We start from the raw sequence: 24,523 nt of genomic DNA, 5'->3' as shown, positions 1-24,523 counted from the left end.
GCAGGAGCGCCCGTAACGGCTCCGTTCAGCGGTCCGTGGCTCCGGCCGGAGCGGTCCCCAGGATCGTCTCCACCGCACGGCTGATCTCGTCCCCCGTGAGATCCGCCCGCGCGGTCAGTCGCAGCCGGGAGATGCCGTCCGGCACCGACGGCGGCCGGAAGCACCCCACGGACAGACCTGCCTCGCGGCAGTCGGCGGCCCAGCGCAGTGCCGCCGAAGCCGACGGGGCCCGTACCGACACCACGGCCGCGTCCGGCCGGGCCGCGGTCAGGCCGGACGCGGTGAGTCGCCCGTACAGTTCGGCGGCCACCGCGCGGGCGCGGTCCGCGCGCTCCGGTTCCCGCTGGAGCAGGCGCAGGGCGGCCAGTGCGGCGCCCGTCGCGGCCGGGGCCAGCCCGGTGTCGAAGATGAAGGTCCGCGCCGTGTTGACCAGGTGCCGGATCACCTTGGCCGGGCCGAGCACCGCACCGCCCTGGCTGCCCAGGGACTTCGAGAGGGTCAGCGTCGCGACCACCCCGGGAGCCCCCGCGAGCCCGGCGGCGTGCAGCGCCCCGCGGCCGCCCTCTCCCAGGACACCGAGGCCGTGCGCGTCGTCCACCAGCAGGGCCGCACCCTCCGCCCGGCAGGCCTCGGCGTGCGCCGCGAGCGGGGCGGCGTCCCCGTCGACCGAGAACACCGAGTCGGTGACCAGCAGCGCCCGCCCCCGGTGGGCGGCGAGCGTCTTGCGGGCGGCGTCCGGGTCGGAGTGCGGGACGACGGCAGTATCGGCGCGCGACAGCCGGCAGCCGTCCACGATGGAGGCGTGGTTGCCCGCGTCCGAGGCCACCAGGGTGCCCCGGTCGCTGAGCGCGGTGACGGCGGCCAGATTGGCCGCGTATCCGGAGGAGAGCACCAGCGCCGACTCGAAACCGCAGAAGGCGGCGAGCTCCCTCTCCAGCTCGGCGTGCAGTTCGGTGGTGCCGGTGACGAGGCGCGATCCGGTGGCCCCCGCACCCCAGCGCTCGGCGGCCTCGCGCGCCCCCCGTACGGTCTCCGGGTGCCGGGACAGCCCGAGGTAGTCGTTGCTCGCGAGATCGAGGAGCGGGGAGTGCGCCGGACGCGGACGCAGCGTCCGGACCAGTCCGGCCTGCTCCCTGACCCGCTCCGCGTCGTCGATCCAGGAGAAGACGTCCACGGGGGCGGGGGTGTGCTGGTGCGGCATCGACGGTCCTCGAGTTTTTGTCGGCAGTCCACAGACCTGCCCGACCCTAACCGCCCGTGACCCCTGCGTCAGGTGTGGCGATACACACACTCTCTTCCGGCCATGTTGTTCGATCTCTCCTTGGCCGGGAGTGCCCGGGTGGGACAGGATCGGCATCATGGACCTGCTGAACACCCTCGTGGACAAGGGGCTGCGGCGTGAGCTGCCGACCCGCGAAGAGGCACTCGCCGTGCTGGCGACCTCTGACGACGAACTGCTCGACGTGGTGGCCGCGGCCGGCAAGGTGCGCCGACAGTGGTTCGGACGCCGGGTCAAGCTGAACTACCTGGTCAACCTGAAGTCGGGGCTCTGCCCCGAGGACTGCTCGTACTGTTCCCAGCGGCTGGGATCGAAGGCCGAGATCCTCAAGTACACGTGGCTGAAGCCCGACGAGGCCTCCCAGGCCGCGGCCGCCGGCGTCGCCGGCGGGGCCAAGCGGGTGTGCCTGGTGGCGAGCGGGCGCGGTCCGACGGACCGCGACGTGGACCGTGTCGGCAAGACGATCGCGGCCATCAAGGAGCAGAACGAGGGCGTCGAGGTGTGCGCCTGCCTCGGCCTGCTCTCGGACGGCCAGGCCGAGCGCCTGAAGGACGCGGGTGCGGATGCCTACAACCACAACCTCAACACCTCCGAGGCCACGTACGGCCAGATCACCAAGACCCACACCTACGCGGACCGGGTCGACACGGTGCAGAAGGCGCACGCCGCCGGCCTGTCGGCCTGCTCGGGCCTGATCGCGGGCATGGGCGAGAGCGACGAGGACCTCGTCGACGTGGTCTACGCGCTGCGCGAGCTCGACAGCGACTCGGTCCCGGTCAACTTCCTGATCCCCTTCGAGGGCACCCCGCTCGCCAAGGAGTGGAACCTCACCCCGCAGCGCGCCCTGCGCATCCTCGCGATGGTCCGCTTCGTCTGCCCCGACGTCGAGGTCCGCATCGCGGGCGGCCGCGAGGTGCACCTGCGCACCCTGCAGCCGCTGGCGCTGCACGTGGCGAACTCGATCTTCCTGGGCGACTACCTGACCAGTGAGGGCCAGGCCGGACAGGCCGACCTCGACATGATCGCGGACGCCGGTTTCGAGGTGGAGGGCGCCGGTACGACGACCCTGCCCGCGCACCGCTCCGACGTCGCGGCGGCGGCCACCACCGGGGGATGCGGTTCGAAGGGCTCCGGCGCCTCCGTCTGCGGCTCCTCCGCCACGGCGGACGAGGCCGGCTGCGGCTCGGCGTGCGGCGGCTGCTCGGGACACGCCGGGCACGAGGCCCCCGTGGCGGCCACGGCGGCGGGCCCCGTACCGGCGCAGGCCGAAGCGGGCGAGGTGCGGCCCGGTCTGGTGGCGGTGCGCCGCCGCGGTGCGGGAACGGATCTCGCCCCCAATGCCTGATCAGCTCCACTCGCCCGACGCGCTGCCGGCCGCCGAACTGCTCGCGCTGGACCGGCAGCACGTCTGGCACCCGTACGGCCCCATGCCCGGGCGGCAGGAGCCGCTCGTCGTCGCCTCCGCCTCGGGGGTGCGCCTGCGGCTGGCCGAGCCGTCGCAGGGGCACGACGAGCTGGTCGACGGCATGTCCTCCTGGTGGTCGGCGATCCACGGGTACAACCACCCGGCGCTGAACGAGGCGGTCACCGGCCAGCTCGGCCGGATGTCGCACGTGATGTTCGGCGGGCTCACCCACGAGCCCGCCGTCCGGCTGGCCGCGAAGCTCGTCGAGCTCACCCCGCCCGGCCTGGAGCACGTCTTCCTCGCCGACTCGGGCTCGGTCTCGGTCGAGGTCGCGGTGAAGATGTGCCTGCAGTACTGGCGTTCGGTGGGGCGCCCCGAGAAGAGCCGCCTCCTCACCTGGCGGGGCGGCTACCACGGGGACACCTGGCAGCCGATGGCCGTCTGCGACCCCGAGGGCGGCATGCACGAGCTGTGGTCGGGCATCCTCCCGCGCCAGCTCTTCGCCGACGCCCCGCCGAGCGGCTTCTCCGCTCCGGTGGACGAGTCCTACGTCGCCCACCTGCGCTCCCTGTTCTCCGCGCACCGGGACGAACTGGCGGCCGTGATCGTGGAGCCGGTGGTCCAGGGCGCGGGCGGCATGCGCTTCCACAACCCGGACTACCTGCGGGTGCTGCGGGAGCTGTGCGACGAGTTCGGCGTGCTGCTGATCCTGGACGAGATCGCCACGGGCTTCGGCCGCACGGGCGCGCTGTTCGCGGCCGACCACGCCGGGATCACCCCGGACGTGATGTGCCTGGGCAAGGCGCTGACCGGCGGTTACCTCACCCTCGCGGCCACGCTGTGCACGGAGCGGGTCGCGGACGGCATCTCGCAGGGCGAGGTCCCGGTCCTGGCCCACGGGCCGACCTTCATGGGCAACCCGCTGGCCACCTCGGTGGCACTGGCCTCCATCGACCTGCTGCTGGGACAGGACTGGCAGGGCGAGGTCAAGCGCATCGAGGCGGGCCTGCTGGAGGGCCTGGCCCCGGCCGCGGACCTGCCCGGCGTCCGGGAGGTACGGGTCCTCGGCGCGATCGGCGTCATCCAGCTCGACCACCCGGTCGACATGGCCCGCGCCACGGCGGCGGCGGTCCGGGAGGGCGTCTGGCTGCGCCCGTTCCGGGACCTGATCTACACGATGCCGCCGTTCGTGACGGGCGACGACGACGTGGCCCGCATCTGCCGCGGCGTCATCGCGGCCGCGAAGGAGGCCTGACATGACGGTACTGATGGTCTCGGGGACGGGAACCGAGATCGGCAAGACGGTCGTCACCTCCGCCGTCGCGGCGGCCGCGCTCGCGGCGGGCCTCTCGGTGGCCGTACTGAAGCCGGCCCAGACGGGCGTCGGCCCGGACGAGCCCGGAGACGCGGCGGAGGTCGGCCGGCTGGCCGGCTCCGCCGTCACCGCGGTGGAGCTGGCCCGCTACCCCGAGCCGCTGGCCCCCGACACGGCGGCCCGGCGCTCGGGTCTCCCGACGCTCTCCCCGGAGCGGATCGCCGGGGCGGCACGCGAGCTCGCCCTCTCCCACGACCTGGTCCTGGTCGAGGGCGCGGGCGGCCTCCTGGTCCGCTTCGACGAGTCCGGCCACACCCTGGCCGACGCGGCCCGGCTGCTCGGCGCCCCGGTGCTGATCGTGGCACCGGCGGGCCTCGGCACGCTCAACTCCACCGCCCTCACGGCGGAAGCCCTCCGGGCCCGCGGCCTGGCCTCCCCGGGCGTGGTGATCGGCAGCTGGCCGGCCGAACCGGACCTGGCATCCCGCTGCAACCTGGCCGACCTGCCCTCGGTCTCCGCGCTCCCCCTCCTGGGCATGGTCCCGGCCGGCGCGGGCACCCTGCCCCCGGAAGCCTTCCGCAGCTCGGCGCCCGCCTGGCTCGCCGCCCCCCTCCACGGCACCTGGTCGGCGCCCTCCGGCTGACCCGGCGCCCTCAGGCTGACCCGGCGCCCTCAGGCGGGCTCCCGGCTGCCGCGGGCGGGAGCCCGCCTCCGCGGGCCGACAGTGCGGCTCCGGCGCCCTGGAGGGCGCGGCGCTTCCGGAGGCGGACCGGGCGGCCGCGGCCCCTACGGCGTCGCGCCGCCGCGGCCCGTGGGGCCGGACGGGGGAACGGGCCGTACCGCGCGGTCTCCCGGCGGTGTCGTGGTGGGGAGTCGCCACGGGGCGGATGAGTATCGGTGCGTGGGCTTCCTCGTGCCGGTCCTCTTCGCGCTGTTCGCGGCGCTCAGCAACGCGCTCGCGACCGTGCTCCAGCGGCGGGCGGCGCTCACCGTGCCGCAGAGCGACGGGTTCCGCTTCGGTTTGGTGCTCGACCTGCTGCGCCGGCCGCTCTGGATCGGCGGCATCCTGGCCGTGATCGCGGCCGGTGTCGGGCAGGCCGTGGCGCTCGCCACCGGCGCGCTGGCCCTCGTACAGCCCCTGTTCGTCCTGGAGCTGCCGCTCGCGCTCCTGATCGCCTCGCTGGTGACGCGGACCCGGATGCCGGGGCCGTTGTGGCTCGCCGTGGGCGCAGTGGTGGCCGGGCTCGGGATCGTCCTGGTGGCCGCCTCGCCGGCGGGGAACCGTACGGACGTTCCCGCCGACCGGTGGATCCTGGCCCTGGCCGCGTGCGCGGTGGCGGTGGCGGTGCTCGCCGCGGTCGGCCTGCGGCGGCGGCCCGGCCGGATGCGGGCCGGATGCCTCGGCGCGGCCACCGCCGTCTGCTACGCGCTGACCGCCGCGCTGATGAAGTCGGCCATGCACGTGCTCGACGGGGGCGGCATCGGCGCCTTCCTGCACACCTGGGAGACCTACGCCTTCGCCGCGACGGGCATCTGCGCCCTGCTGCTCCTCGAACACGCCATGCAGGGCGGCCCGCTGGTCGCCTCGCAGCCCGCGCTGACGCTCGGGGACGCGGGCGTCAGCGTCGCGCTGGGCGTGCTGCTGTACGAGGAACACCTGCGGACCCACTGGTGGCTGCTTCCGCAGCTGCTGGGCCTGTCCCTGATCTGTGCCGGCGTACTCGCCCTGGCCAGGGACGGCTCGGGGGCCGATGCCGACGCGACGTGAGCCGACGGCTCCGGCCGCGGAGCCGTCGGCTCCTGCCTCCGAGCGGTCACCGGAGGGATCAGTGGCCTCCGCGGGGCTCCAGGCAGCCGCCCTCGACGTACATCCCGTGGGCCTCCACGGTCAGCGGCGGGCCCAGCCGGCCCGTCACGCACGGGCCGCTCTCGGGGACCGACAGGACGAAGGAGACGTTCACCGCCCCGGATCCGTACACGCCCCCGGCGTCGAACCCGTACCCCAGCCCGGTCAGGACCGCGCGGACCTCGTCCACCGTGTGCGGCGCGCCCTTCCCGCCGGATCCGCCGGCCAGCGCCGACCTGATCCGTGCGGCGTGCGCGTCGCCCCGGCAGCGGGCCTGAGGGGTGAGCCGTGTCTGCTGCTCGTAGGCGTGGTTCTCCGCGTACTTGCGTGCCTCGGGATCCGCGGGCAGCTCTCCCGCCGTGGCCCCGGGGCTCGCGACGCCCGTCGCCTCGTCCGCGCACCGGGCCGCGGTCGCGGGGAACAGCGCGTCGTGGCGCGCGACCGCCGCGGCGGCCTGGGCCGCGTAGTCCACGGAGGGGGTCACGGAGGGCGCCGGGGGCTCCGCGGCGTCCCCGGCCCCCGCGGTCCGGGTGCCGCAGCCGGTCAGCGCGACCGCTCCGGCGGCGAGGAGCAGGGCCCCGACCCTGGTGCGGGTACGCGTGCCGGTACGGGTGCGGCTGCGGGGCCTCACGCCGTCTCCACCAGCGGCTTGACCCAGCGCCGCCAGTGATCCTCGCGGTGGTAGCCGGCCGCGGCCCATGCCCGCTGCGCGCGATCGTTCTCTTCGAGGACCATCGCGTCACCGCGGCGGCCCCCGACGGCGACGAAGCGCCGTTCGGCCGCCTCCAGGAGCGCCGTGGCGATCCCCTGGCGACGACGGGACGGCAGTACGGCGAGCCGGTACAGGGACGCCCGCCAGCCGTCCCAGCCGGCGATCACGGACCCGACGAGGACCCCGTCGCATTCCGCGAGGATCAGCGCCTCGGGATCCCGGGTGACGAGCCGGGTCACGCCGTCCGCGTCGTCCGTGATCGACGTGCCCTCCGCCGCTTCCTTCCAGAAGGCGAGCACGGTCTCGGCGTCGGCCGGCGATGCGGCCCGTATGCGCAGATCGGTCATGCCCCGGAGCCAAGCACGCCCGCCCCGTGGCCCGCCACCGACTTCCGCCTGCCGAGACGTTGCGCGGGCGCACCCGATCCCGTCTCCCGGACGCCGGTGCGGGCGGGATGCGAAGATCCTTCACCTACGGCCCCCCACCGAAGGAATGATCCGCCTACTTTGCTCTTCCTTTACCCTGTAGGCAGTTGTTCCACTCCTCCCCCGAACGAAAGGTGTGAGCGTCCGTCCATGGGCGAGCCTCCCAGTCCCCTCCCTTCCCGTCCGCGACAGCGCGCGACACCCCTCCTCCTGGCTGATCATGGGACGGAGGTGAAGGACCGATGACCGAAGTGCTCCTGCTCGTCGTGGCGCTGCTGCTCTGCCTTGCCTGCGGAGTCTTCGTCGCGGCCGAGTTCTCGCTGACCACCATCGAGCGCAGCGAACTGGAACGGGCCGTCGAGCGCGGCGAGCGCGGCGCCGACAGCGCCCTGGCCGCGGTCCGCAGCCTGACGTTCCAGCTCTCCGGCGCCCAGCTCGGCATCACCGTGACCGGCCTGGTCATCGGCATGATCTCCAAGCCCTCGATCGCCGCCCTCCTCAAGGGCCCCTTCGAGGCCATGGGGCTGTCCGCCGGAGCGGCGTCCTCCACCGCCCTGATCCTCGGCACCGTGCTGTCGACGATCGTCCTGATGGTCGTGGGCGAGCTCGTGCCCAAGAACTGGGCGATCTCCTCCCCGCTGGCCGTCGCCAAGCGGGTCGCCACCTTCCAGCGGGTCTTCAGCCGTGCCTTCCGGCCCCTCATCAGCCATCTGAACACCACGGCGAACCACATGGTCCGCCGGTTCGGCATGGAGCCCGCCGAGGAACTCGCCTCGGCGCGCACCCCGCAGGAGCTGGCGGCCCTGGCCCGGCACTCCGCACGGGCCGGCGCCCTGGAGAAGGACACCGCCGAGCTGTTCATGCGGACCTTGAACCTCGCCGACCTGACCGCGGAGAACGTCATGACCCCGCGGGTCCAGGTCACCGCCCTGGACTTGCAGACCACCGCCGAGGACGTGGCGAACGCGACGCTCGCCACCGGCCTGTCCCGGTTCCCCGTCTACCGGGGCAACCTCGACAGCGTCGTCGGCACCGTCCACATCAAGGACGTACTGGCCCTGCCGGCGGAGGAACGGCACCGCACCCCGGTGTCGCAGCTGCTGCGCGAACCCCTCCTCGTACCCGAGTCGCTGACCGTGGACCGGCTGCTGGACCGGCTGTCCGGGAAGCAGACGATGGCCGTGGTCATCGACGAGTACGGCGGCACGGCCGGTGTGGCCACGCTGGAGGACATCGTCGAGGAGGTCGTCGGCGAGGTGCGCGACGAACACGACCCGCACGAGACCCCCGACCTGGCCCCGGCCGGGGAGGACGGCTCCGGGCGCGCCCTGTTCTCCGCGGACGGCTCCGCGCGCACCGACCAGCTCGAGCGGATCGGGCTGCGCGTGCCGGACGGCCCGTACGAGACGCTGGCCGGCCTGATAGCGACCGAGCTCGGCCGGATCCCGCTGGTCGGCGACAGCCTGGAGCTCAACGGCTGGCGCCTGGACGTGGTGGACGCGAGTGGGCGGCGGGCCGCGCGGGTGCTGTTGCACGTGCCGGTCGAACCGACCCCCGGTGAAGGTGTGGAGGAGGCCCGATGACCGCCGTCCAGTTGCTGATCGGCCTGGCGACCCTGGTCGTCAACGCCTTCTTCGTCGGCGCGGAATTCGCCATGATCTCCGTGCGCCGCAGCCAGATCGAGACGCACGCCGAGCAGGGCGACCGCAGGGCGCGCGCCGTGTTGTGGGGCCTGGAGCACGTGTCGGCGCTCATGGCGGCGGCCCAGCTGGGCATCACGCTGTGCACCCTGGTGCTGGGCGTGGTGGCCGAGCCGGCCATCGCCCACCTGCTGACCCCTGCGTTCGACTTCTTCGGGGTGCCGTCCGGGCTGACCCACGCGATCTCCTTCGTGGTGGCGCTGGCCCTGGCCACGTACCTGCACATGCTCTTCGGCGAGATGCTGCCGAAGAACGTCGCACTGGCCGAGCCGGTGCGGACCGCCCTGCTGCTGGGTCCTCCGCTGGTGGCCCTCACCCGGGGGCTGAAGCCGGTGATCTTCGCGATCAACGCCTTCGCCAACACGCTGCTGCGCCTGCTGCGGGTGGAGGTCAAGGACGAGGTCGCGGCGACCTTCTCGGACGACGAGCTGGCCCGGATCGTCAAGGACTCCAGCGACGCGGGACTCATCGACGGCCGTGCGAGCGAGCGGCTGCACGACGCCCTGGAACTGGGGCGGCGGCCGGTGACCGATGTGGTGCTGCCCGCGGACCGGGTGGTTCCGGCCCGCGAGGGCATCACACCGGCCGGACTGGAGCGGCTGTCGGCCGAGTCGGGGTACTCCCGCTTCCCGATGATCGACGCACAGGGCCGGATCCTGGGATACCTGCACGTCAAGGACACCCTGGACGCGACGCAGCGGGACGAGCCCTTCCCGGTCACCGCGCTGCGGCCGATCGCGCAGGTCCGGGCGGAGACTCCGCTGGACGACGTGCTGACCGCGATGCGGCGCAGCCGTACGCACCTGGCGGCGGTACTCGGTCCGGACGGGGTCATGACGGGCCTGGTCACGATGGAGGACGTGCTGCGGGAGCTGTTCGGCCGACCGGCTTCGACGTAGGGGTGTCTTGTCTGCGGTACCCCCGCCCCGCCTGCGGGGCGGGGGTACCGCGCGGTAGCATCGCTCCCGCCATGGAGATGAATGCGCGTTACACCAGTTTCGTCGCGGTCGGCGACTCCTTCACCGAGGGCATGTCGGACCTGCTGCCCGACGGCTCCTACCGGGGCTGGGCCGATCTGCTCGCCGACCGCCTCGCCGCCCGCGAGCCGGGCTTCCGCTACGCGAACCTCGCGGTCCGCGGCAAGCTGATCGGGCAGATCGCCGGGGAGCAGGCGCCCGCGGCCGCCGAGATGGGCGCCGACGTGGTGACCCTGGTCGGCGGGCTCAACGACACCCTGCGCCCCAAGGTGGACATGGGCCGGGTGCGCGGGCACCTGGAAGAGGCCGTCGGCCTGCTGGCGCCCTCCTGCGGGACGCTGGTCCTGATGCGCTCGCCGGGCCGCAACGGCCCCGTGATGGAACGTTTCCGCCCCCGCATGGAGGAGCTCTTCGTCATCATCGAGGAGCTCGCCGCACGGCACGGCGCCCTCGTGGTCGACCTGTACGGGTCCTCCGCGCTGGGCGACCCGCGGATGTGGGACGTGGACCGGCTTCACCTGACGGCCGAAGGCCACCGCAGGATCGCGGAGGCGGTCTGGCAGACCCTGGGCCTGCCGCCCGAGGCCGACTGGAACGCCGAACTGCCGCCCGCCGTGCCCCCCGGCTGGGCCGCGCGCCGCTCCCAGGACCTCAGCTTCGCCCGGCAGCACCTGCTCCCCTGGGTCGGCCGCCGCCTGACGGGCCGCTCCAGCGGGGACGGCCGGCCCGCCAAGCGCCCGGAACTGCTGCCCTACGAGGCTCAGGCGGGCGACCGGCTCGTATAGCCCGGGGCGGCCGCGGGGGACCCGTGCCCACCCCCGGCTCGCCCCCCGGCCCGCCCCCGCCCGTTCTCGTAGCAAGGCACAATCCCGGCCGGGTCCCCTACCTGCGTAAACGCACAGCCGAGGCCCAAGTAGAATCCCTTTACGTGACTGCCAAGCCCCGCATCCCCAATGTCCTGGCCGGCCGCTACGCCTCCGCGGAGCTCGCCGTCCTGTGGTCCCCCGAGTACAAGGTGACGCTGGAGCGGCGGCTGTGGCTCGCCGTGCTCCGCGCCCAGAAGGATCTCGGCATCGAGGTCCCCGACGAGGCCCTCGCCGACTACGAGCGCGTCCTGGAGACCGTCGACCTCGGCTCCATCGCCGAGCGCGAGAAGATCACCCGGCACGACGTGAAGGCCCGCATCGAGGAGTTCAACGCCCTCGCCGGCCACGAGCACGTCCACAAGGGCATGACCTCGCGCGACCTCACCGAGAACGTCGAGCAGCTCCAGATCCGGCTCTCGCTGGAACTGATCCGGGACCGCACGGTCGCCGTCCTCGCCCGCCTCGGCAAGCTGGCCGGCGAGCACGCCGAGCTGGTCATGGCCGGCCGCTCCCACAACGTCGCCGCTCAGGCGACCACCCTGGGCAAGCGCTTCGCCACCGCGGCCGACGAGCTGCTGGTCGCGTACGGCCGCCTGGACGACCTGCTGACCCGCTACCCGCTGCGCGGCATCAAGGGCCCGGTCGGCACCTCGCAGGACATGCTCGACCTGCTGGGCGGCGACGCCGCGAAGCTGGCCGACCTGGAGCAGCGGATCGCGGCCCACCTCGGCTTCGGCCAGGCCTTCACCTCGGTCGGCCAGGTCTACCCGCGCTCGCTCGACTACGACGTGGTCACCGCCCTGGTGCAGCTGGCCGCGGCGCCCTCCTCCATCGCCAAGACGATCCGCCTGATGGCCGGCCACGAGCTGGTGACCGAAGGCTTCAAGCCCGGCCAGGTCGGCTCCTCCGCGATGCCGCACAAGATGAACACCCGCTCCTGCGAGCGCGTGAACGGCCTGATGGTCATCCTGCGCGGCTACGCGTCGATGACCGGCGAGCTGGCCGGCGACCAGTGGAACGAGGGCGACGTCTCCTGCTCCGTGGTCCGCCGGGTCGCGCTGCCCGACGCGTTCTTCGCTCTCGACGGCCTGATGGAGACCTTCCTGACGGTCCTCGACGAGTTCGGCGCCTTCCCCGCCGTCGTGGCCCGCGAGCTGGACCGCTACCTCCCCTTCCTCGCCACCACCAAGGTCCTGATGGGCGCCGTGCGGGCCGGGGTGGGCCGCGAGTCCGCCCACGAGGTCATCAAGGAGCACGCGGTGGCCTCCGCGCTCGCCATGCGCGAGCAGGGTGCCGAGCGCAACGAGCTGCTGGACAAGCTGGCCGCCGACGAGCGCATGCCGCTGGACCGGGCCCAGCTGGACGCCCTGATGGCCGACAAGCTGTCCTTCACCGGCGCGGCGGGCGACCAGGTCGCCGCGGTGGTCTCGCGCATCGAGGAGATCACCAAGGAGCACCCCGAGGCCGCGGGCTACACCCCCGGGTCGATCCTCTAACCCCCGAAGAACCGAACACCGCCCGCGCCCGCGTCCCCCGGACACGACCGCGGGCGGTCTTCGTATCCCCCTTCTGCGGCATCAACCCGCACCCCCTCTCCCTCTCCCCGCCGAGCAACAGCACCTACCGACCGACCGCCAGGCTCGGACACACGGGGGAAGGCAACCGCCGATGTCGGCAACGCCCACGCAGATCCCCGCACCTGATGAAGATCAACGGTCAGGCCGGCGAGAAGTCCGAGGCAGCTCACGCTGAAGCGCGTGCGGCAGGTCTCACCCGAGACGACGGCATTCCAGCCGGGCATACCTCTCGCCAGGCTCAGGGCAGTTCCGCGGCCTGAGAAACGGACGCACTTCCGCCGCCCCTCCCCCGTCGCCCCCCCCGGGCCGCCGGACGCTACGAGGCGCGGATCACCGTCAGCGCCAACCCAGTGGCCGTACGCAAGCCGCAGCGACGTGCGGATGATGCCTTTGCCGTTGGCCTGCGGGCGCCAGGACCGGGTCCAGCACCGCCCCGGCGGCCCTTGTTCGCTGACCTGGAAACGTTCCGCGGCCCGTCGCGGCGGCCAGCCGTCGTCCACGTCGCCATCCACACCGAGCCAGAAGGCCCTCAACACGCCTAGGTTCTGTTTCCTGGATCAGGTGCGGAGCCAGATCGTCAGGGCTGCGATGGTGACGGTTCCGAGGTAGACGTAGGCGCGTTTGTCGTAGCGGGTGGCGACTGCCCGGAAGTTCTTGAGGCGGTTGATCGCCCGCTCGACGACATTGCGTTTCTTGTACCGGTCCTTGTCGAACCCGGTCGGGCGTCCGCCGGCCGAGCCGCGCCTGCGGCGGTTGGCCCGCTGGTCCTTGGGCTCGGGAATGGTGTGCCGGATCTTGAGTTTCCGCAGATAGCGGCGGTTGCTCCGGGAGCTGTACGCCTTGTCGGCGCTGACGCTGTCGGGCCGGGTTCGGGGCCGCCCCGGCCCAGTGCAGGGCACCAAGATCTTCTCCAGCACCGCCTCGAACTGCGGGCTGTCCCCGCACTGCCCGGCCGTGAGGATCAGCGACAGCGGGCGACACCGGCCGTCAGCGGACAGGTGGATCTTCGTGGTGAAGCCGCCCCGCGAGCGCCCTAAGCACTCGCCTGCCGCACCACCTCCGCCAGGCGGGCAGACAGCCTCCGCAGCACCGGATCGCCCTGGTTTGCCCCGCTGTTGGCCCCCTTTTGGGGAGCAATCGGCGGCGGGGCCACCTTCCTCGCGCCAGCCGCATGCTGGTGGGCACGTGCCGTGGTGGAGTCCACCGACACGTCCCAGTCGATCCTGCCCGCGGAGTTCTCCGCGGCCTGCACCCGCGTCAGCAGCAACTGCCACGTTCCATCGGCCGACCAGCGGCGATGCCGTTTGTAGACCGTCTCCCACGGCCCGAACCGCTCCGGCAGATCCCGCCACGGCACACCGGTCCGCACCCGGAACAACACCCCGTTGATGACCTTCCGGTGCTCGCTCCACCGGCCACCACGCGCCCCGCCACGAGGCAGGAACGGCTCCAGCCGCTCCCACTCCGCAGTCGTCAGATCTCCCCGCCCCACCATGCCGACCAGCCTGAACCCCACAGCATGATCACGTCAGGAGATCCAGGAAACAGAACCTAGGCCGTTACTCCCCGATGGGGGCATCTCCCGGGTAGCAGGGTCCTCGGTAGACGATTCGGAACGGGCGGCTTGGGTGATTGCAATTCCAGCTGGCCAGCTGGCACGGATTCTTGAAGGTAATCAACCGTCCGTTGCCGTCCACGGGCCCTCCGCAGACGACGTCATTGACATCCGCGCAACGCACCGCGCAGGCAGGCATTTCGTCCGGGTATTCCGGATATTCGTCAGCACGAGCCGCGGAGGACAGCAGGAGGGGCACGAGCGCGCTCGCCAGGGCGACGGTAGCGGCGGTGCGCTTGATGATGTTGAGCATGCACGCTAAACGACGGGCACCGTGATCTGTCACGAAGATCCCAGCCCGTAGCAACCTGCCCGTGACGCAGACAATCTGCCTAGCCGCCTGCCCAGGATTTCGGAGCCGCTGGTCCGACGTTCCAGCCGTTGGGGCTACCTGCCACCGTTCGGGAAGAAGTCGTGGTCACCCGACAAGGCGTCCAGACCAAACCCGCCGACCGTGTCGGTGCGGATGGCCTCAACAAGCATGGCGTCATGCGAAGCGAGTCGGCTCCGCTCCGTACCAGGGACCGGATCGGCTGCATGCGCTGACGTGGCAGCCGACAGGGCTGCGCCCGCGAGGGCAAGAGCGGCAAGTACGCGCTTGGTGTTGTTCATGCGCTGCCAACGATCTTCAAACGACCGGGTCACGGCCGGCACGCAGACACCGCCCCGTACCGGCTCCAACCAGGCCTGTACTGAGCGGAAGGAGTGCGGAGTAGGCGCGCACACAGACAGTAGGAGGCGCCCGGTTGGTCCCTGAGCTGAACACGGCTACGGACACGGATCGATCCCGCGCACCCTGCGACACGCGTGCCCCGGTACGGAGCCGGCGCGCCGCACCGGAGGCAGGTCAGCAGCGGGTTCCTAGACTTCGCCCGCTACAGCGTCGGTTGCAGGTTCCGGCGGGGTGATCTCCCCAGCATCGACGGAAAACATCCCGTCGACGCCGTCCACGGCGGCGCCGATTTCGGCGACTACCGACGGGTCTACACCTTCAGGATTTCCCAACATGCTCACGCCTCACTTTGGTGGCAGTGACAAGCAATCTCCCCATGAAGTACCCCCGGAATCGGGGATGCCAGGAGGTGCCCCAATGCCCGGTAGGCCCACCCAAGGCGGGCTTGTCTAAGGCTTGTCCCGTAAATGATCTCTGAATCGCCGGGGCCGGGTGGTGATGGTCGGGTCCGGTTGCCTATCCGGCGAGGGCGAGGTTGTGCAGGCGGGCGATGCCGAGCATGGCGTGGTGGACTCCGTCGCCTTTGAGGCGGCAGTCGCGGAGGATCTTCCAGGTCTTCATGCGGGCGAAGACGTGCTCGACTCGGGCTCGGACCTGCGTGTGGAACTCGTTGTGCGCCTCCTTCCACTCGGGCAGGTCTTCGCCCCTGCGCCGGCGGTGTGGCATGACGAGTCCGGTGCCTGGGTAGTCGCCGTCGGCGATCGTGAGGGTCTTGCCGACGGCGGCCCTGGCGCCGGACTCGTCCCAGGCCTTGCAGTCGTTGCGATTCCCGGGCAGCGGCCAGCCGACCACGACGACCAGGCGAATGCCGGCGGCGATGACGACCTGGTGGTTGATGGAGTAGCGGTAGTTCTTCGATTGCGCGGCGATGGTGTGGTCGCGGGTGGGCACGAGGGTGCCGTCCACGATGAGGACGGTCTCCTTGGCGAACCGTTTGCGGGGCTGGAGTGCGAGCATCGGTCCGAGGTGGTCGATGATGCGGTCGGGTCGGCAGCGGACTTCGAGACACAGAACAGCGGTGCGATCTGCCGCATCGTGAGGTTTGTGCGCCAGTACGCCGCGACCAGCAGGGCCCGGTCCTCCAGCGGAAGGCTCCACGGCCGGCCCTTGCGGACCGCGTCAGCGCCCTCGCACCGCAGCACGGTCATCAGCTTCCCGAACTGCCGCGGGCTCAGCCCGGTGAACAGGGCTATCCAGGACGGCTCCGACGCCGTGATCACACCAGCCACGCGAAGATCATTCCAGGACCAGTAGGGTGCGTTTCGTTGAGCCAACGAACTGGAGATGCATGATGCAGCAGGACGAAGCCCTGCAGCTCGCCGTGGAGTTCCTCGCGCGCAGCCAGCGGGAGGACGAGCCGCCTCTTGCCGTCGACGCAGAGCGAGTCCGCGAGAGTGGTCGGCTGCTGATCGTGCCCTACAACTCCGTGCGGTACCTGGCGTCGCGGAACGACAGGCACATGCTGCTGGACTGCTGGCCCATCCTCGTCGACCTTGATCGCGGAGACGTACGGTTCGGGACCCTCGACGAGCGGCATCTCTGGAGGAAGCCGACCGCCTGAAATGGCTGCAGCTGTCCGCGACCACAGTTACGGGACAGCCCTTAGCCGACCGGTTCGAGGGTCACGTCGACCGTGTCCCCGTCCGCCATGGTGCGCAGCGTTGTGACGGCTGGATGCCTCTATGGATCCTGTCGCGACATTCCGTGATCGCGTGACTACTCCTTGGCCGTCGGAGGTCCCACCACGCCCCGCAGGCCCCCTTGCTCTGTAGCCGGCCCCTATCTGGGTACTGCCCAACTGCAGCGGGCTCATCGCCCGCTGGGCCGCCGCCGCCATGGCCCGGGACTAACGCCCGTCTCCGCATAGCCGCCGAACACCCTGGGCCTGCCGACGCCGGCTCCTGGACCACCCTCGCCCGCGGTCAGTCTGGAGGGCTGTCTATTCTCCGGGGGTGATCTTCAAGCCGATAGAGCTCGTGATATTCGACTGCGACGGGGTTCTCGTCGACAGCGAGCGGATAGCCGCCCGTGTGCAGGTCTCCCTGGGAGCGGAGCTCGGCTGGCCCCTCACCGAGGCCGAGGTCGTCGAGCGGTTCATCGGGCGTTCCTCCGTCTCCATCCGTGAGCAGATCACCGAACGGCTCGGCCCGCAGACGGCCGCCCTCTGGTGGGACCTGTTCGAGGAACGTCACCGGGAGGCGGTGGACATCGCGCTGTCCCCCGTCGAAGGGCTGCCGGAGGCGCTCGACGCGATCGCGCTGCCGACGTGTGTCGCGTCCAGCGGCTCCCACGAGAAGATGCGGCACACCCTCGGCCGCACCGGCCTCTACGGACGCTTCGCGGGTCGCATCCACAGCGCCACCGATGTCTCCCGCGGCAAGCCGGCCCCGGACCTGTTCCTGTACGCCGCGCGGCGGATGGGCGTGGATCCCGCCGCCTGCGCGGTCGTCGAGGACAGCCGGCCCGGCGTCCAGGCCGCCCGCGCCGCCGGGATGCGGGCCTTCGGCTACGCCGGCGGGCTGACCCCCGCCGAGCAGCTCGAAGGCCCCGGGACGGTCGTCTTCGACGATATGCGCCACCTCCCCGCCCTCCTCGCCGACCACTGACCCCGCCGGGCGGCGGGGTCCGGCAGCCGGTCCTGCGTCAGGCGTCCCGCCGCCGCACCGACAGCCATCCGCCGCCCACCGCGACCAGCGCCCACAGGGCCAGCACTCCGAGCCCGGCCCAGGGGGCGAGGCCCACCGAGGTGTCCAGCCGCATCATCATCTGGCCGGCACGGTCCGGCAGGTAGCCGGCAACGCCCTCGGAAGCCTGACCGAGAACGAACGACAGGATCAGCACGAAGGGTATGAGCAGGCTCAGCACGGCCGAAGCACTGCGCAGCACCGCCGTCAGTCCCGCCGCGAGCAGAGCCATCAGGGCGAGGTACGCGCCGCAGCCGAAGATCGCACGGTAGGTGCCCGGGCTGCCCAGTTCCAGGGTGTACGGACCCATGAAGGCTTGCCCGCCGACGAAGGTGGCCACTGCGGTGACCTGGCCGACCAGGAAGGCCAGTCCTCCCACCATGGCCATCTTCGACAGGTAGAGCCGCGTACGGTTCGGCACCGCGGTCAGCGACGTGCGCAGGGCGCCGTTGTGGAATTCCGCGGACAGCGCGGTCGCCCCGAAGGCGAAAGCGGCTATCTGCCCGAAGTTGAGGCCGTAGAAGGCCGCGAGGAGGGGGTCTTCTCCCATGCTGCCTTCCTCTGCCGTGCCGATCAGCGAGGCGGTCAGCACCTGGATGCCCACCGTGGCGGCGAAGACGGCTATCAGCGCCCCGAAGGTGCCGCGCAGGGACCGTATCTTGATCCATTCCGAGTGCAGGACGGGGACGGTGGGCAGAGCGGTGCTCATGGGGAAGCCTCCTTGGAAGGAATGGGTCAGCGGGTGGCGGCGAACTGGGCGCTGTCCGCGGTGAGATCGAGGTAGGCCTGCTCCAGGGAGGCCCGCTCGTCGATGAGTTCCAGCATCGGGATGCCTTCGCGGGCTGCGATGACGCCGAGCTGCTCGGCCTGCATGCCGTCCACGGTCCATCGCCCGCCCTCGGCGGTGACCAGTTCGAAGTCGTCCCGGGCCAGGGTCGCCCGGAGCCGGACGGGGTCCGTGGTGCGCAGCCGCACCCTCGGGGTGCTGCGGGCGTCGATGAACTCCTCTATGGAGGTGTCGGCCAGCAACCTGCCCCGCCCCAGCACGATCAGGTGGTCGGCGAGGGCCGCCGTCTCGGTCATCAGGTGGCTGGAGACGAGGACCGTGCGCCCCTCGGCGGCCAGGCCTCGCATGAGCTCGCGGATCCAGATGATGCCCTCGGGGTCGAGGCCGTTGGTGGGCTCGTCCAGGAGGAGCACTTCCGGGTCTCCGAGCAGCGCGGCCGCTATGCCGAGGCGCTGACGCATGCCCAGGGAGAAGGTCTTGATCCGCCGCTTGGCCGCCGAGGCGATCCCGGACTGCTCCAGGACCGCTTCCACCCGGCTCATCGGGATGCGGTTGGCCGCGGCGAGGAAGCGCAGGTGATCGCGGGCCGTACGGCCTCCGTGCGCCGACTGCGCGTCCAGCAGGGCCCCGACCGTGTGGAGGGGATCGGAGAGTTCGGTGAACCGCCGGCCGCCGATGGTGGCCGTCCCGGAGGTGATCCGGTCCAGTCCCAGCAGCAGCCTCATCGTGGTCGACTTCCCGGCCCCGTTGGGCCCGAGGAAGCCGGTGACGCGGCCGGGCATGACATCGAAGGTGAGGTGGTCCACGGCCCGGGTCCGGCCGAATTCCTTGGTCAGTTCTCGGATCTCGATGCTGTTCATGTCTCAAGGTTCGCCGCCGGCCCCACCCCTCTTCCTCCCCCATGCGAGGGTTCCTCCTCCCCCACGTGGGGGAGGAGCCGCACCGCCCCGAACTGCGACGATCAGGGGATGCACCGACTGTTCCGCGCCGCACTGCGCCCAGTGACCTACTCGCGCTGGGTGCATCTGTGCGTGCCCATGCTGATGCTGGCCGTCTGGATGTTCATCGAGCCCGAGGCTCCGTGGGTACCGCTCGTCCTCGTCGTACCACTGGGACTGCTGCCCTGGATGCGGGTGGCCGAAGGACTCCAGGCTCAGTTCCTCCTCACTCCCTCCGAGCGCGGCGCCCGGGGCACGCGGGAGGCCGAGGAGAACAACTTCAGCGCCGTCGGGTCCCAGACCTGGAGCGACCGCTGGCGGACCCTGCTGTGGCTGGAGATACGGCTCGTCGTCTCCTTCGCCGTGATGATGGCCACGGTGTGGCTGCCGATGCTGACGGTCCAGCTGGTAACGGCCGGACTCGGCAGCAGGGTCACCTCCGAGAACGTGATACCCGCCGGATTCCCGGTCTGGGCGGCGTGGGCGCTGGCTCCGCTGCCGCCGGTCATCCTGATCGTCGTCGTGGTCCTGCTCGGCGACATGATCACGGCCATCGCCCGCCGGCTCCTGGGGCCCTCGGCCGCGGAGCGGCTCACCGCACTGGAGGTGCGCACCGAGCAGCTGTTGGAGCGCACCCGCATCGCGCGGGAGCTGCACGACTCCATCGGCCACGCCCTGACCGTCGCCGTCGTCCAGGCGGGGGCCGCGCGGGCGGCGGGCGATCCGGAGTTCACGGACCGCGCGCTGAGTGCGATCGAGGAGACGGGCCGGGCCGCACTGGAGGACCTGGACCGGGTGCTGCGCGTCCTGCGCGAGTCCGGCCAGCGGCCCTCCCAGCGGCCGACCCTGGCGGAGGCCGACCGGCTGTTCGAGTCCGCGCGCGCCTCCGGCGCCACCGTCGACGCGCAACTGGTCGGCCCGCTCGACCAGTTGCCCGACCCGGTGAGCCAGGAGGGGTACCGGATCCTGCAGGAGGCGCTGACCAATGTGCTGCGGCACTGCGGTCCCGTACCGGTACGGGTGCGGATCGGCATGGTCGCCGACCGGCTGGACCTGGAGGTGACCAATCCGCTGCCGGACCGGCCTTCCGTCATGACCGGCGGCGGCACCGGACTGCGCGGGATGCGCGAGCGGGCCGCACTGCTCGGCGGGGAGACCGAGACCGGTCCGCACAAGGGGGGTTGGAGGGTGCGCACGCGGCTGCCGCTGGAGCGAATACGCTGACCGGATGCCGGTTACCGTACTGCTCGTCGACGACGAACCCCTGGTGCGCGCTGGTCTGCGCGCCGTCCTGGACGCCCAGCCCGACATCGAGGTGATCGGCGAGGCCGCCGACGGCGCCGCGGTGGTCCCGCTCGTACGGCAACTGCGCCCCGATGTCGTGGCGATGGACGTACGGATGCCGCTGCTCGACGGGATCGAGGCGACCCGGGCGGTCCTGCGGAGCGTGGACTCGCCGCCGAAGATCCTCGTGGTCACCACCTTCGAGAACGACGAGTACGTCTACCAGGCACTGCGGGCCGGCGCGGACGGGTTCCTGCTGAAGCGGGCCCGTCCGTCGGAGATCGTGCACGCGGTCCGGCTGGTGGCGGAGGGCGAGACGCTGCTCTTCCCCTCGGCGGTCCGCTCGCTGGCCGCCGAGTACGGGAACCGGCAGGCGCGGACGGTACTGGAGCGTGCGGCGCTGACCGAGCGCGAGGAGGCCGTGCTCCGGCTGATGGCGAAGGGGCTGACCAACATCGAGATCGCCCGCGAGCTGATCGTGGGCACCGAAACGGTGAAGTCCCACGTCAGCGCGATCCTGGGGAAGCTGGGGGCGCGTGACCGGACCCAGGCCGTGATCACCGCGTACGAGTCGGGGTTCGTCGCTCCGGCCTGACCGGCCCACGAGGGGAAGGCCGGATTCCGGCCGATGGGGGGCCGCTTCTCGCCGCCGCGGCCGGTGAGCAGTACGATCCGGCTGACAAGCTCGCTAGCTGGGAGGACACACGTTGGGGCAGCTGACCGGCGGGGACCCCTCTCTGCTGCGGCGGATCAACTCCGCCGTGGTGCTGCGGGCCCTGCGTGCGGCCGAATCGCCGACGCTCACTGACCTCACCCGGGTCACCGGGCTCTCGCGGCCCACCGTCGAGGGCGTCGTCGAAGGGCTCATCGGGACGGGCCTCGTCGTCGAGGCGGGCGCGGAGGAAGGTGCGCGGCGCCAGGGACGCCCGGCCCGGCGGTTCCGCTTCCGCGCGGAGGCGGGGCACCTGCTCGGCGTGGAGATCGGCGCGCACCGGATCGCGGTGCTGCTGTCAGGGCTGGACGGCCGGGTGATCGGCGCCGGCACCAAGGAGGTCGCCGAGACGGCCTCCGCCGACGAACGGCTCGAACGGGTCCGCGGTGCGGTGGCCGACCTGCTGCGCCGCGCCGGGGTACCGCGCGACTCCCTGCGGGCGGTCGGCGTCGGCAGCCCCGGGATCGTGGAGGCCGACGGCACCGTCCGCCTCGGCACGGCCCTGCCCGGCTGGACCGGGCTGCCGCTCGGGGAACGGCTCCGGCGCTCGTTCCGCTGCCCGGTGCAGGTGGAGAACGACGCCAACGCCGCGGCGGTCGCCGAGCACTGGAAGGGCGCCGCGACCGACACCGACGACATGGTCTTCGTGATGGCCGGACTCAGCCCCGGAGCGGGCTCCCTGATCGGGGGCCGGCTGCACCGCGGCTTCGGCGGGGCGGCCGGGGAGATCGGCGCACTGCACCTGCTGGGACGTGAGGTCACCCCGGAGAAGCTGCTCTCGACGACCGGCGAACCGCTGCACCCGCTGGACGAGCGGGCGGTCGCGGAGGTCTTCGCGATGGCCAAGCGCGGGGACGTGGGGTCGGTGGCAGCGGTGGAGCGGTTCATCCAGCGACTGGTCCACGACGTGGCCGCGCTGGTCCTGGCGATGGATCCGGAGCTGGTCGTGGTCGGCGGCTGGGCGGCCGGGCTGGACGGGGTGCTCGATCCTCTCCGCCGGGAACTGGAGCGCTACTGTCTGCGGCCGCCTCGTGTGGCGCTGTCGCTGCTGGGCGAGGCGGCGGTGGCCACGGGGGCGCTGCGGCTGGCGCTGGACCATGTGGAGGAAGAACTGTTCGCGGTGGAGAAGACGGTCACCGCACGGCGCCGCTGATCCCTTCTGGCCCGGTCCACGTGCCGGTGCCCGGCGCCGCGGATCCCCTGGGGGGCGCGGTGGTGATGCGGGTGCGACGCGCCGTCGCCGGTGCCTCCCGGGCTGCGGATCGACGCGCGCGCCGGTGCTCAGGGCTCGGGCGCCGGTCGAGCCTGCGGGGCGGAGTCGGTGAGTCCCTGCGAGGCGGAGTCGGTGAGTCCCTGCGAGGCGGAGTCGGTGAGTCCCTGCGAGGCGGAGTCGGTGAGTCCCTGCGAGGCGGAGTCGGTGAGTCCCTGCGAGGCGGAGTCGGTGAGTCCCTGCGGGGCGGAGTCCCCTACCCGCCCTTCCACCGTTCCCCGGGCTCCGCCCGGACCCGCGCCTCGAGCGCCGGGCGGGGTGAAAGCGGGGGGCGTCCGTCCGGTGGGCGGGGCCGCCGCTGGGTGGCGGCCCCGGTCAGCGGGTGGTGGTCAGGAGGCAACCCGGGCGTCGTGGGTGATCTGCACGTCGCCCGAGTCGCCGAAGGTCAGCCGGCAGGTGTCCGCCCGGTAGGTGGCCACCGAGACGGCCGCCGTGCCCGCCGCCGTGAAGTAGCGGGTGGTGACCAGCAGGACCGGGGCGCCCGGCAGGCGGTCCAGTTCCTTCGCGTCCTCGGCACGGGCGGAGCCGAGCTCCACCGAGCGGTCCTGTCCGTCGAGGACCAGCTTCTGCAGCTCGCGCATGACGGCGCGGGCGCGCGCGGGACCGGCCGGGGCGTCGATCGCGGAGAGGCCCGGCACCGAGGTGGCGGGTACGTACAGCAGCTCGGCGGCGAGGACCTGGCCCTGTTCGACGCGGCTGCGGCGCACCGCGAGCACCATCTCGCCGGGGGCGGTCCCGAGGAGCTTCAGGAGGGCGGGGGGCAGCACGGCCTCCTCCGCCGCGTCCACGGGCTCCCACCCGTCGACGCTCTCGCCGGGCCAGCTGTGCTGCGCACCGCCGACGTCGACGCCCACGCGCGGCGGGGCGACGGTGGTGCCGACGCCGCGGCGGCGCTGGAGGCGGCCTTCGAGCTCGAGCTGCTCCAGGGCCTGGCGCAGGGTCGCCCGGGCGACACCGAAGCGGGCGGCGAGCTCGCGCTCGTTCGGCAGGATCTCACCCACGGCGAAGTCCTGGTCGAGCGCCTCACTGAGGACGGTCTTGAGGTGCAAGTACTTCGGCTCCGGCACCGATTCGAGCTGCATGGTCCCCACCCTGACTCCTCCTGCAATCGCCGCACTCGCCGTGTTCCAGCGTGAGTTCCGCGCCTTTGTTTATTAAAGGTTCCTGCACTATGCCTGCGACGATAGGACGGCGCACCCCCTTGGTCAAGACCAATGCTCACCGCTTTACCGGGCAGATCGGGCATATGCATCAACCTGTTCACGGGATGTTCGCGAGCACGGCCGAAGGCGGGTCGGAGACGTCACGAAAGTCACCCCCGGACGACCTCCTGGATCACCTCCCGAACGACCTCCCGGAGAACCTCCGGAGGACTCGCGCGGACCCGTAAGAACGACCCCCGGAGAGCGCCGCGAAAGACAGAAGTCCTGCCCCCGGGGGCTACCGGGCGGTAACCAGCCGAGAGAGACTACTGACAAGCCGTCTCACACGGCCGCCGAAGCCGCCCGACCCCCGACGAGGAGCAGCATGACCGCCACGGTCTCCTTCACGATCGATTCGCCGCTGGGCCCCCGCACCACCACCGCCGCCTACGAGCGCAAGGGCGCGGGCGAGCCGCTCCTGCTGCTCCACGGCATCGGCCACCACCTCCAGGCATGGCGCCCGGTGACCGGCATCCTGGCCGCCGAGTACGACGTGATCGCCGTCGACCTGCCCGGCTTCGGCGTCTCGGAGCCGCTGCCGCACGGGATTCCGTACGATCTGGACACCATCGCCCCGGCGCTGGGCGCGCTCTGCGCGGCGCTCGGGATAGAGCGGCCGCACGTCGCGGGCAACTCCCTCGGCGGGCTGCTCGCCCTGGAGATGGGGCGCGTCGGCCTGGCGCGCTCGGTCACCGCCCTCTCCCCCGCCGGGTTCTGGTCGGAGGGGGAACGCCGCTACGCCTTCACCGCACTGCGGGCGATGCGCGCCGGCGCCGGCGCGCTGCCCCACTCCGCCGTGGAACGGCTCGCCCGCAGCGCCGCCGGACGCGCCGCGCTCACCGGCAGCATCTACGCGCGACCGGGACGCCGATCGCCCGATTCCGTGGTCGCCGAGACCGTCGCCCTGCGCGAGGCCACGGGCTTCGACCAGACCCTGGCCGCGGGCGGCTCCGTACGGTTCACCGCGGATCTGCCCGGTCTGCCCGTCACCATCGCCTGGGGCAGTCGTGACCGGCTGCTCCTGCGCCGCCAAGGCGTCCGCGCCAAGCAGACCATCCCCGGCGCGCGCCTCGTCAGGCTCCCCGGCTGCGGCCACGTGCCCATGAACGACGACCCGGCCCTGGTCGCCCGCGTCATCCTGGACACAACCAAGCTCGCCCGCTGACGTATTGACGGAGCGTCAGCCGTGCGCACCA

Annotated in this window: 23 protein-coding genes and 2 pseudogenes; 14 read left to right on the top strand and 11 right to left on the bottom strand. The window is 72.1% G+C overall.

Annotated features, from left to right (window positions below; all coding sequences use genetic code 11):
• Positions 1-25 precede the first annotated feature (25 nt).
• Entirely contained in the window at positions 26-1,201 is a 1,176-nt protein-coding gene (locus tag AC3IX6_RS32895) for an 8-amino-7-oxononanoate synthase (protein WP_489366933.1), read from the bottom strand.
• A gap of 157 nt (positions 1,202-1,358) precedes the next feature.
• On the opposite strand from AC3IX6_RS32895, the gene bioB reads away from it, so the two are divergent.
• From bioB to AC3IX6_RS32875, 4 genes are all read left to right on the top strand, one after another.
• Positions 1,359-2,624 (top strand): biotin synthase BioB, encoded by a 1,266-nt coding sequence (gene bioB / locus AC3IX6_RS32890; RefSeq protein WP_489366932.1) that lies wholly within the window; start codon positions 1,359-1,361, stop codon positions 2,622-2,624.
• The gene (locus tag AC3IX6_RS32885; protein ID WP_489366931.1) at positions 2,617-3,939 is read left to right on the top strand and encodes an adenosylmethionine--8-amino-7-oxononanoate transaminase; all 1,323 of its coding nucleotides are present in this window, start codon (positions 2,617-2,619) and stop codon (positions 3,937-3,939) included. Before bioB ends, AC3IX6_RS32885 begins: the two co-directional genes overlap by 8 nt.
• Before the next feature lies 1 nt (position 3,940).
• Complete coding sequence (bioD, locus tag AC3IX6_RS32880; RefSeq protein ID WP_489366930.1) at positions 3,941-4,642, top strand: dethiobiotin synthase; 702 nt, start codon at positions 3,941-3,943, stop codon at positions 4,640-4,642.
• Positions 4,643-4,900: 258 nt separating this feature from the next.
• Complete coding sequence (locus AC3IX6_RS32875) at positions 4,901-5,767, top strand: DMT family transporter (protein WP_489366929.1); 867 nt, start codon at positions 4,901-4,903, stop codon at positions 5,765-5,767.
• A gap of 58 nt (positions 5,768-5,825) precedes the next feature.
• Here AC3IX6_RS32875 and AC3IX6_RS32870 read toward each other — a convergent pair whose 3' ends face one another.
• Both AC3IX6_RS32870 and AC3IX6_RS32865 read right to left on the bottom strand, forming a co-directional pair.
• Complete coding sequence (locus tag AC3IX6_RS32870) at positions 5,826-6,476, bottom strand: hypothetical protein (RefSeq protein WP_489366928.1); 651 nt, start codon at positions 6,474-6,476, stop codon at positions 5,826-5,828.
• Positions 6,473-6,904, bottom strand: a complete 432-nt coding sequence (locus AC3IX6_RS32865; protein ID WP_489366927.1) for a GNAT family N-acetyltransferase — start codon at positions 6,902-6,904, stop codon at positions 6,473-6,475. The genes AC3IX6_RS32870 and AC3IX6_RS32865 overlap by 4 nt, the downstream gene beginning before the upstream one ends.
• A gap of 320 nt (positions 6,905-7,224) precedes the next feature.
• Here AC3IX6_RS32865 and AC3IX6_RS32860 point away from each other — a divergent pair, with 320 nt between their 5' ends.
• The 4 genes from AC3IX6_RS32860 to purB all read left to right on the top strand — a co-directional run bounded on the left by AC3IX6_RS32860 (position 7,225) and on the right by purB (position 12,021).
• Positions 7,225-8,565 carry a hemolysin family protein gene (locus tag AC3IX6_RS32860; RefSeq protein WP_489366926.1) on the top strand — a complete coding sequence of 447 codons (1,341 nt, stop codon included), beginning with the start codon at positions 7,225-7,227 and terminating at the stop codon, positions 8,563-8,565.
• Positions 8,562-9,581: a hemolysin family protein gene (locus AC3IX6_RS32855; protein WP_489366925.1), complete on the top strand. Its 1,020-nt coding sequence runs from the start codon at positions 8,562-8,564 to the stop codon at positions 9,579-9,581. Before AC3IX6_RS32860 ends, AC3IX6_RS32855 begins: the two co-directional genes overlap by 4 nt.
• Before the next feature lie 71 nt (positions 9,582-9,652).
• Positions 9,653-10,444, top strand: coding sequence for an SGNH/GDSL hydrolase family protein (locus tag AC3IX6_RS32850; protein WP_489366924.1), 792 nt, complete (start codon positions 9,653-9,655; stop codon positions 10,442-10,444).
• Positions 10,445-10,587: 143 nt separating this feature from the next.
• Entirely contained in the window at positions 10,588-12,021 is a 1,434-nt protein-coding gene (gene purB, locus AC3IX6_RS32845) for an adenylosuccinate lyase (RefSeq protein ID WP_489366923.1), read from the top strand.
• A 638-nt stretch (positions 12,022-12,659) separates the two neighbouring features.
• Here the strand turns inward: purB and AC3IX6_RS32840 are convergent.
• The 4 genes and pseudogenes from AC3IX6_RS32840 to AC3IX6_RS32825 form a co-directional block, all read right to left on the bottom strand.
• Positions 12,660-13,597 (bottom strand): annotated as a pseudogene (locus AC3IX6_RS32840) (IS5 family transposase).
• 64 nt (positions 13,598-13,661) lie between these two features.
• Positions 13,662-13,970 (bottom strand): hypothetical protein, encoded by a 309-nt coding sequence (locus tag AC3IX6_RS32835; RefSeq protein WP_489366922.1) that lies wholly within the window; start codon positions 13,968-13,970, stop codon positions 13,662-13,664.
• A 134-nt stretch (positions 13,971-14,104) separates the two neighbouring features.
• The gene (locus tag AC3IX6_RS32830) at positions 14,105-14,329 is read right to left on the bottom strand and encodes a hypothetical protein (RefSeq protein ID WP_489366921.1); all 225 of its coding nucleotides are present in this window, start codon (positions 14,327-14,329) and stop codon (positions 14,105-14,107) included.
• 577 nt (positions 14,330-14,906) lie between these two features.
• A pseudogene (locus tag AC3IX6_RS32825) lies at positions 14,907-15,679 on the bottom strand (transposase).
• Between the two features lie 59 nt (positions 15,680-15,738).
• Between AC3IX6_RS32825 and AC3IX6_RS32820 the strand changes: the two are divergent.
• A complete protein-coding gene (locus AC3IX6_RS32820; RefSeq protein ID WP_489366920.1) occupies positions 15,739-16,011 on the top strand; it encodes a YrhB domain-containing protein in 273 nt (90 codons plus the stop codon).
• Between the two features lie 394 nt (positions 16,012-16,405).
• A complete protein-coding gene (locus AC3IX6_RS32815; RefSeq protein WP_489371630.1) occupies positions 16,406-17,056 on the top strand; it encodes an HAD family hydrolase in 651 nt (216 codons plus the stop codon).
• 37 nt (positions 17,057-17,093) lie between these two features.
• On the opposite strand, the gene AC3IX6_RS32810 is transcribed toward AC3IX6_RS32815, so the two are convergent.
• Positions 17,094-17,843 (bottom strand): ABC transporter permease, encoded by a 750-nt coding sequence (locus AC3IX6_RS32810; protein WP_489366919.1) that lies wholly within the window; start codon positions 17,841-17,843, stop codon positions 17,094-17,096.
• Positions 17,844-17,869: 26 nt separating this feature from the next.
• Entirely contained in the window at positions 17,870-18,781 is a 912-nt protein-coding gene (locus AC3IX6_RS32805; protein ID WP_489366918.1) for an ABC transporter ATP-binding protein, read from the bottom strand.
• Between the two features lie 108 nt (positions 18,782-18,889).
• On the opposite strand from AC3IX6_RS32805, the gene AC3IX6_RS32800 reads away from it, so the two are divergent.
• From AC3IX6_RS32800 to AC3IX6_RS32790, 3 genes are all read left to right on the top strand, one after another.
• Positions 18,890-20,083, top strand: a complete 1,194-nt coding sequence (locus AC3IX6_RS32800) for a sensor histidine kinase (RefSeq protein ID WP_489366917.1) — start codon at positions 18,890-18,892, stop codon at positions 20,081-20,083.
• A 4-nt stretch (positions 20,084-20,087) separates the two neighbouring features.
• Positions 20,088-20,738, top strand: a complete 651-nt coding sequence (locus tag AC3IX6_RS32795) for a response regulator (protein ID WP_489366916.1) — start codon at positions 20,088-20,090, stop codon at positions 20,736-20,738.
• A 112-nt stretch (positions 20,739-20,850) separates the two neighbouring features.
• Positions 20,851-22,008, top strand: a complete 1,158-nt coding sequence (locus tag AC3IX6_RS32790; protein WP_383942172.1) for an ROK family transcriptional regulator — start codon at positions 20,851-20,853, stop codon at positions 22,006-22,008.
• Positions 22,009-22,136: 128 nt separating this feature from the next.
• Here AC3IX6_RS32790 and AC3IX6_RS32785 read toward each other — a convergent pair whose 3' ends face one another.
• Both AC3IX6_RS32785 and AC3IX6_RS32780 read right to left on the bottom strand, forming a co-directional pair.
• The gene (locus AC3IX6_RS32785) at positions 22,137-22,337 is read right to left on the bottom strand and encodes a hypothetical protein (RefSeq protein ID WP_489366915.1); all 201 of its coding nucleotides are present in this window, start codon (positions 22,335-22,337) and stop codon (positions 22,137-22,139) included.
• Positions 22,338-22,454: 117 nt separating this feature from the next.
• Complete coding sequence (locus AC3IX6_RS32780; RefSeq protein ID WP_489366914.1) at positions 22,455-23,216, bottom strand: GntR family transcriptional regulator; 762 nt, start codon at positions 23,214-23,216, stop codon at positions 22,455-22,457.
• Between the two features lie 436 nt (positions 23,217-23,652).
• On the opposite strand from AC3IX6_RS32780, the gene AC3IX6_RS32775 reads away from it, so the two are divergent.
• Positions 23,653-24,492 carry an alpha/beta fold hydrolase gene (locus tag AC3IX6_RS32775; RefSeq protein WP_489366913.1) on the top strand — a complete coding sequence of 280 codons (840 nt, stop codon included), beginning with the start codon at positions 23,653-23,655 and terminating at the stop codon, positions 24,490-24,492.
• The last annotated feature ends 31 nt before the right edge of the window (positions 24,493-24,523 follow it).

The sequence above is a fragment of the Streptomyces sp. GL_141 genome (assembly GCF_057834385.1).
This window is presented reverse-complemented; position numbering and strand designations above follow the sequence as displayed.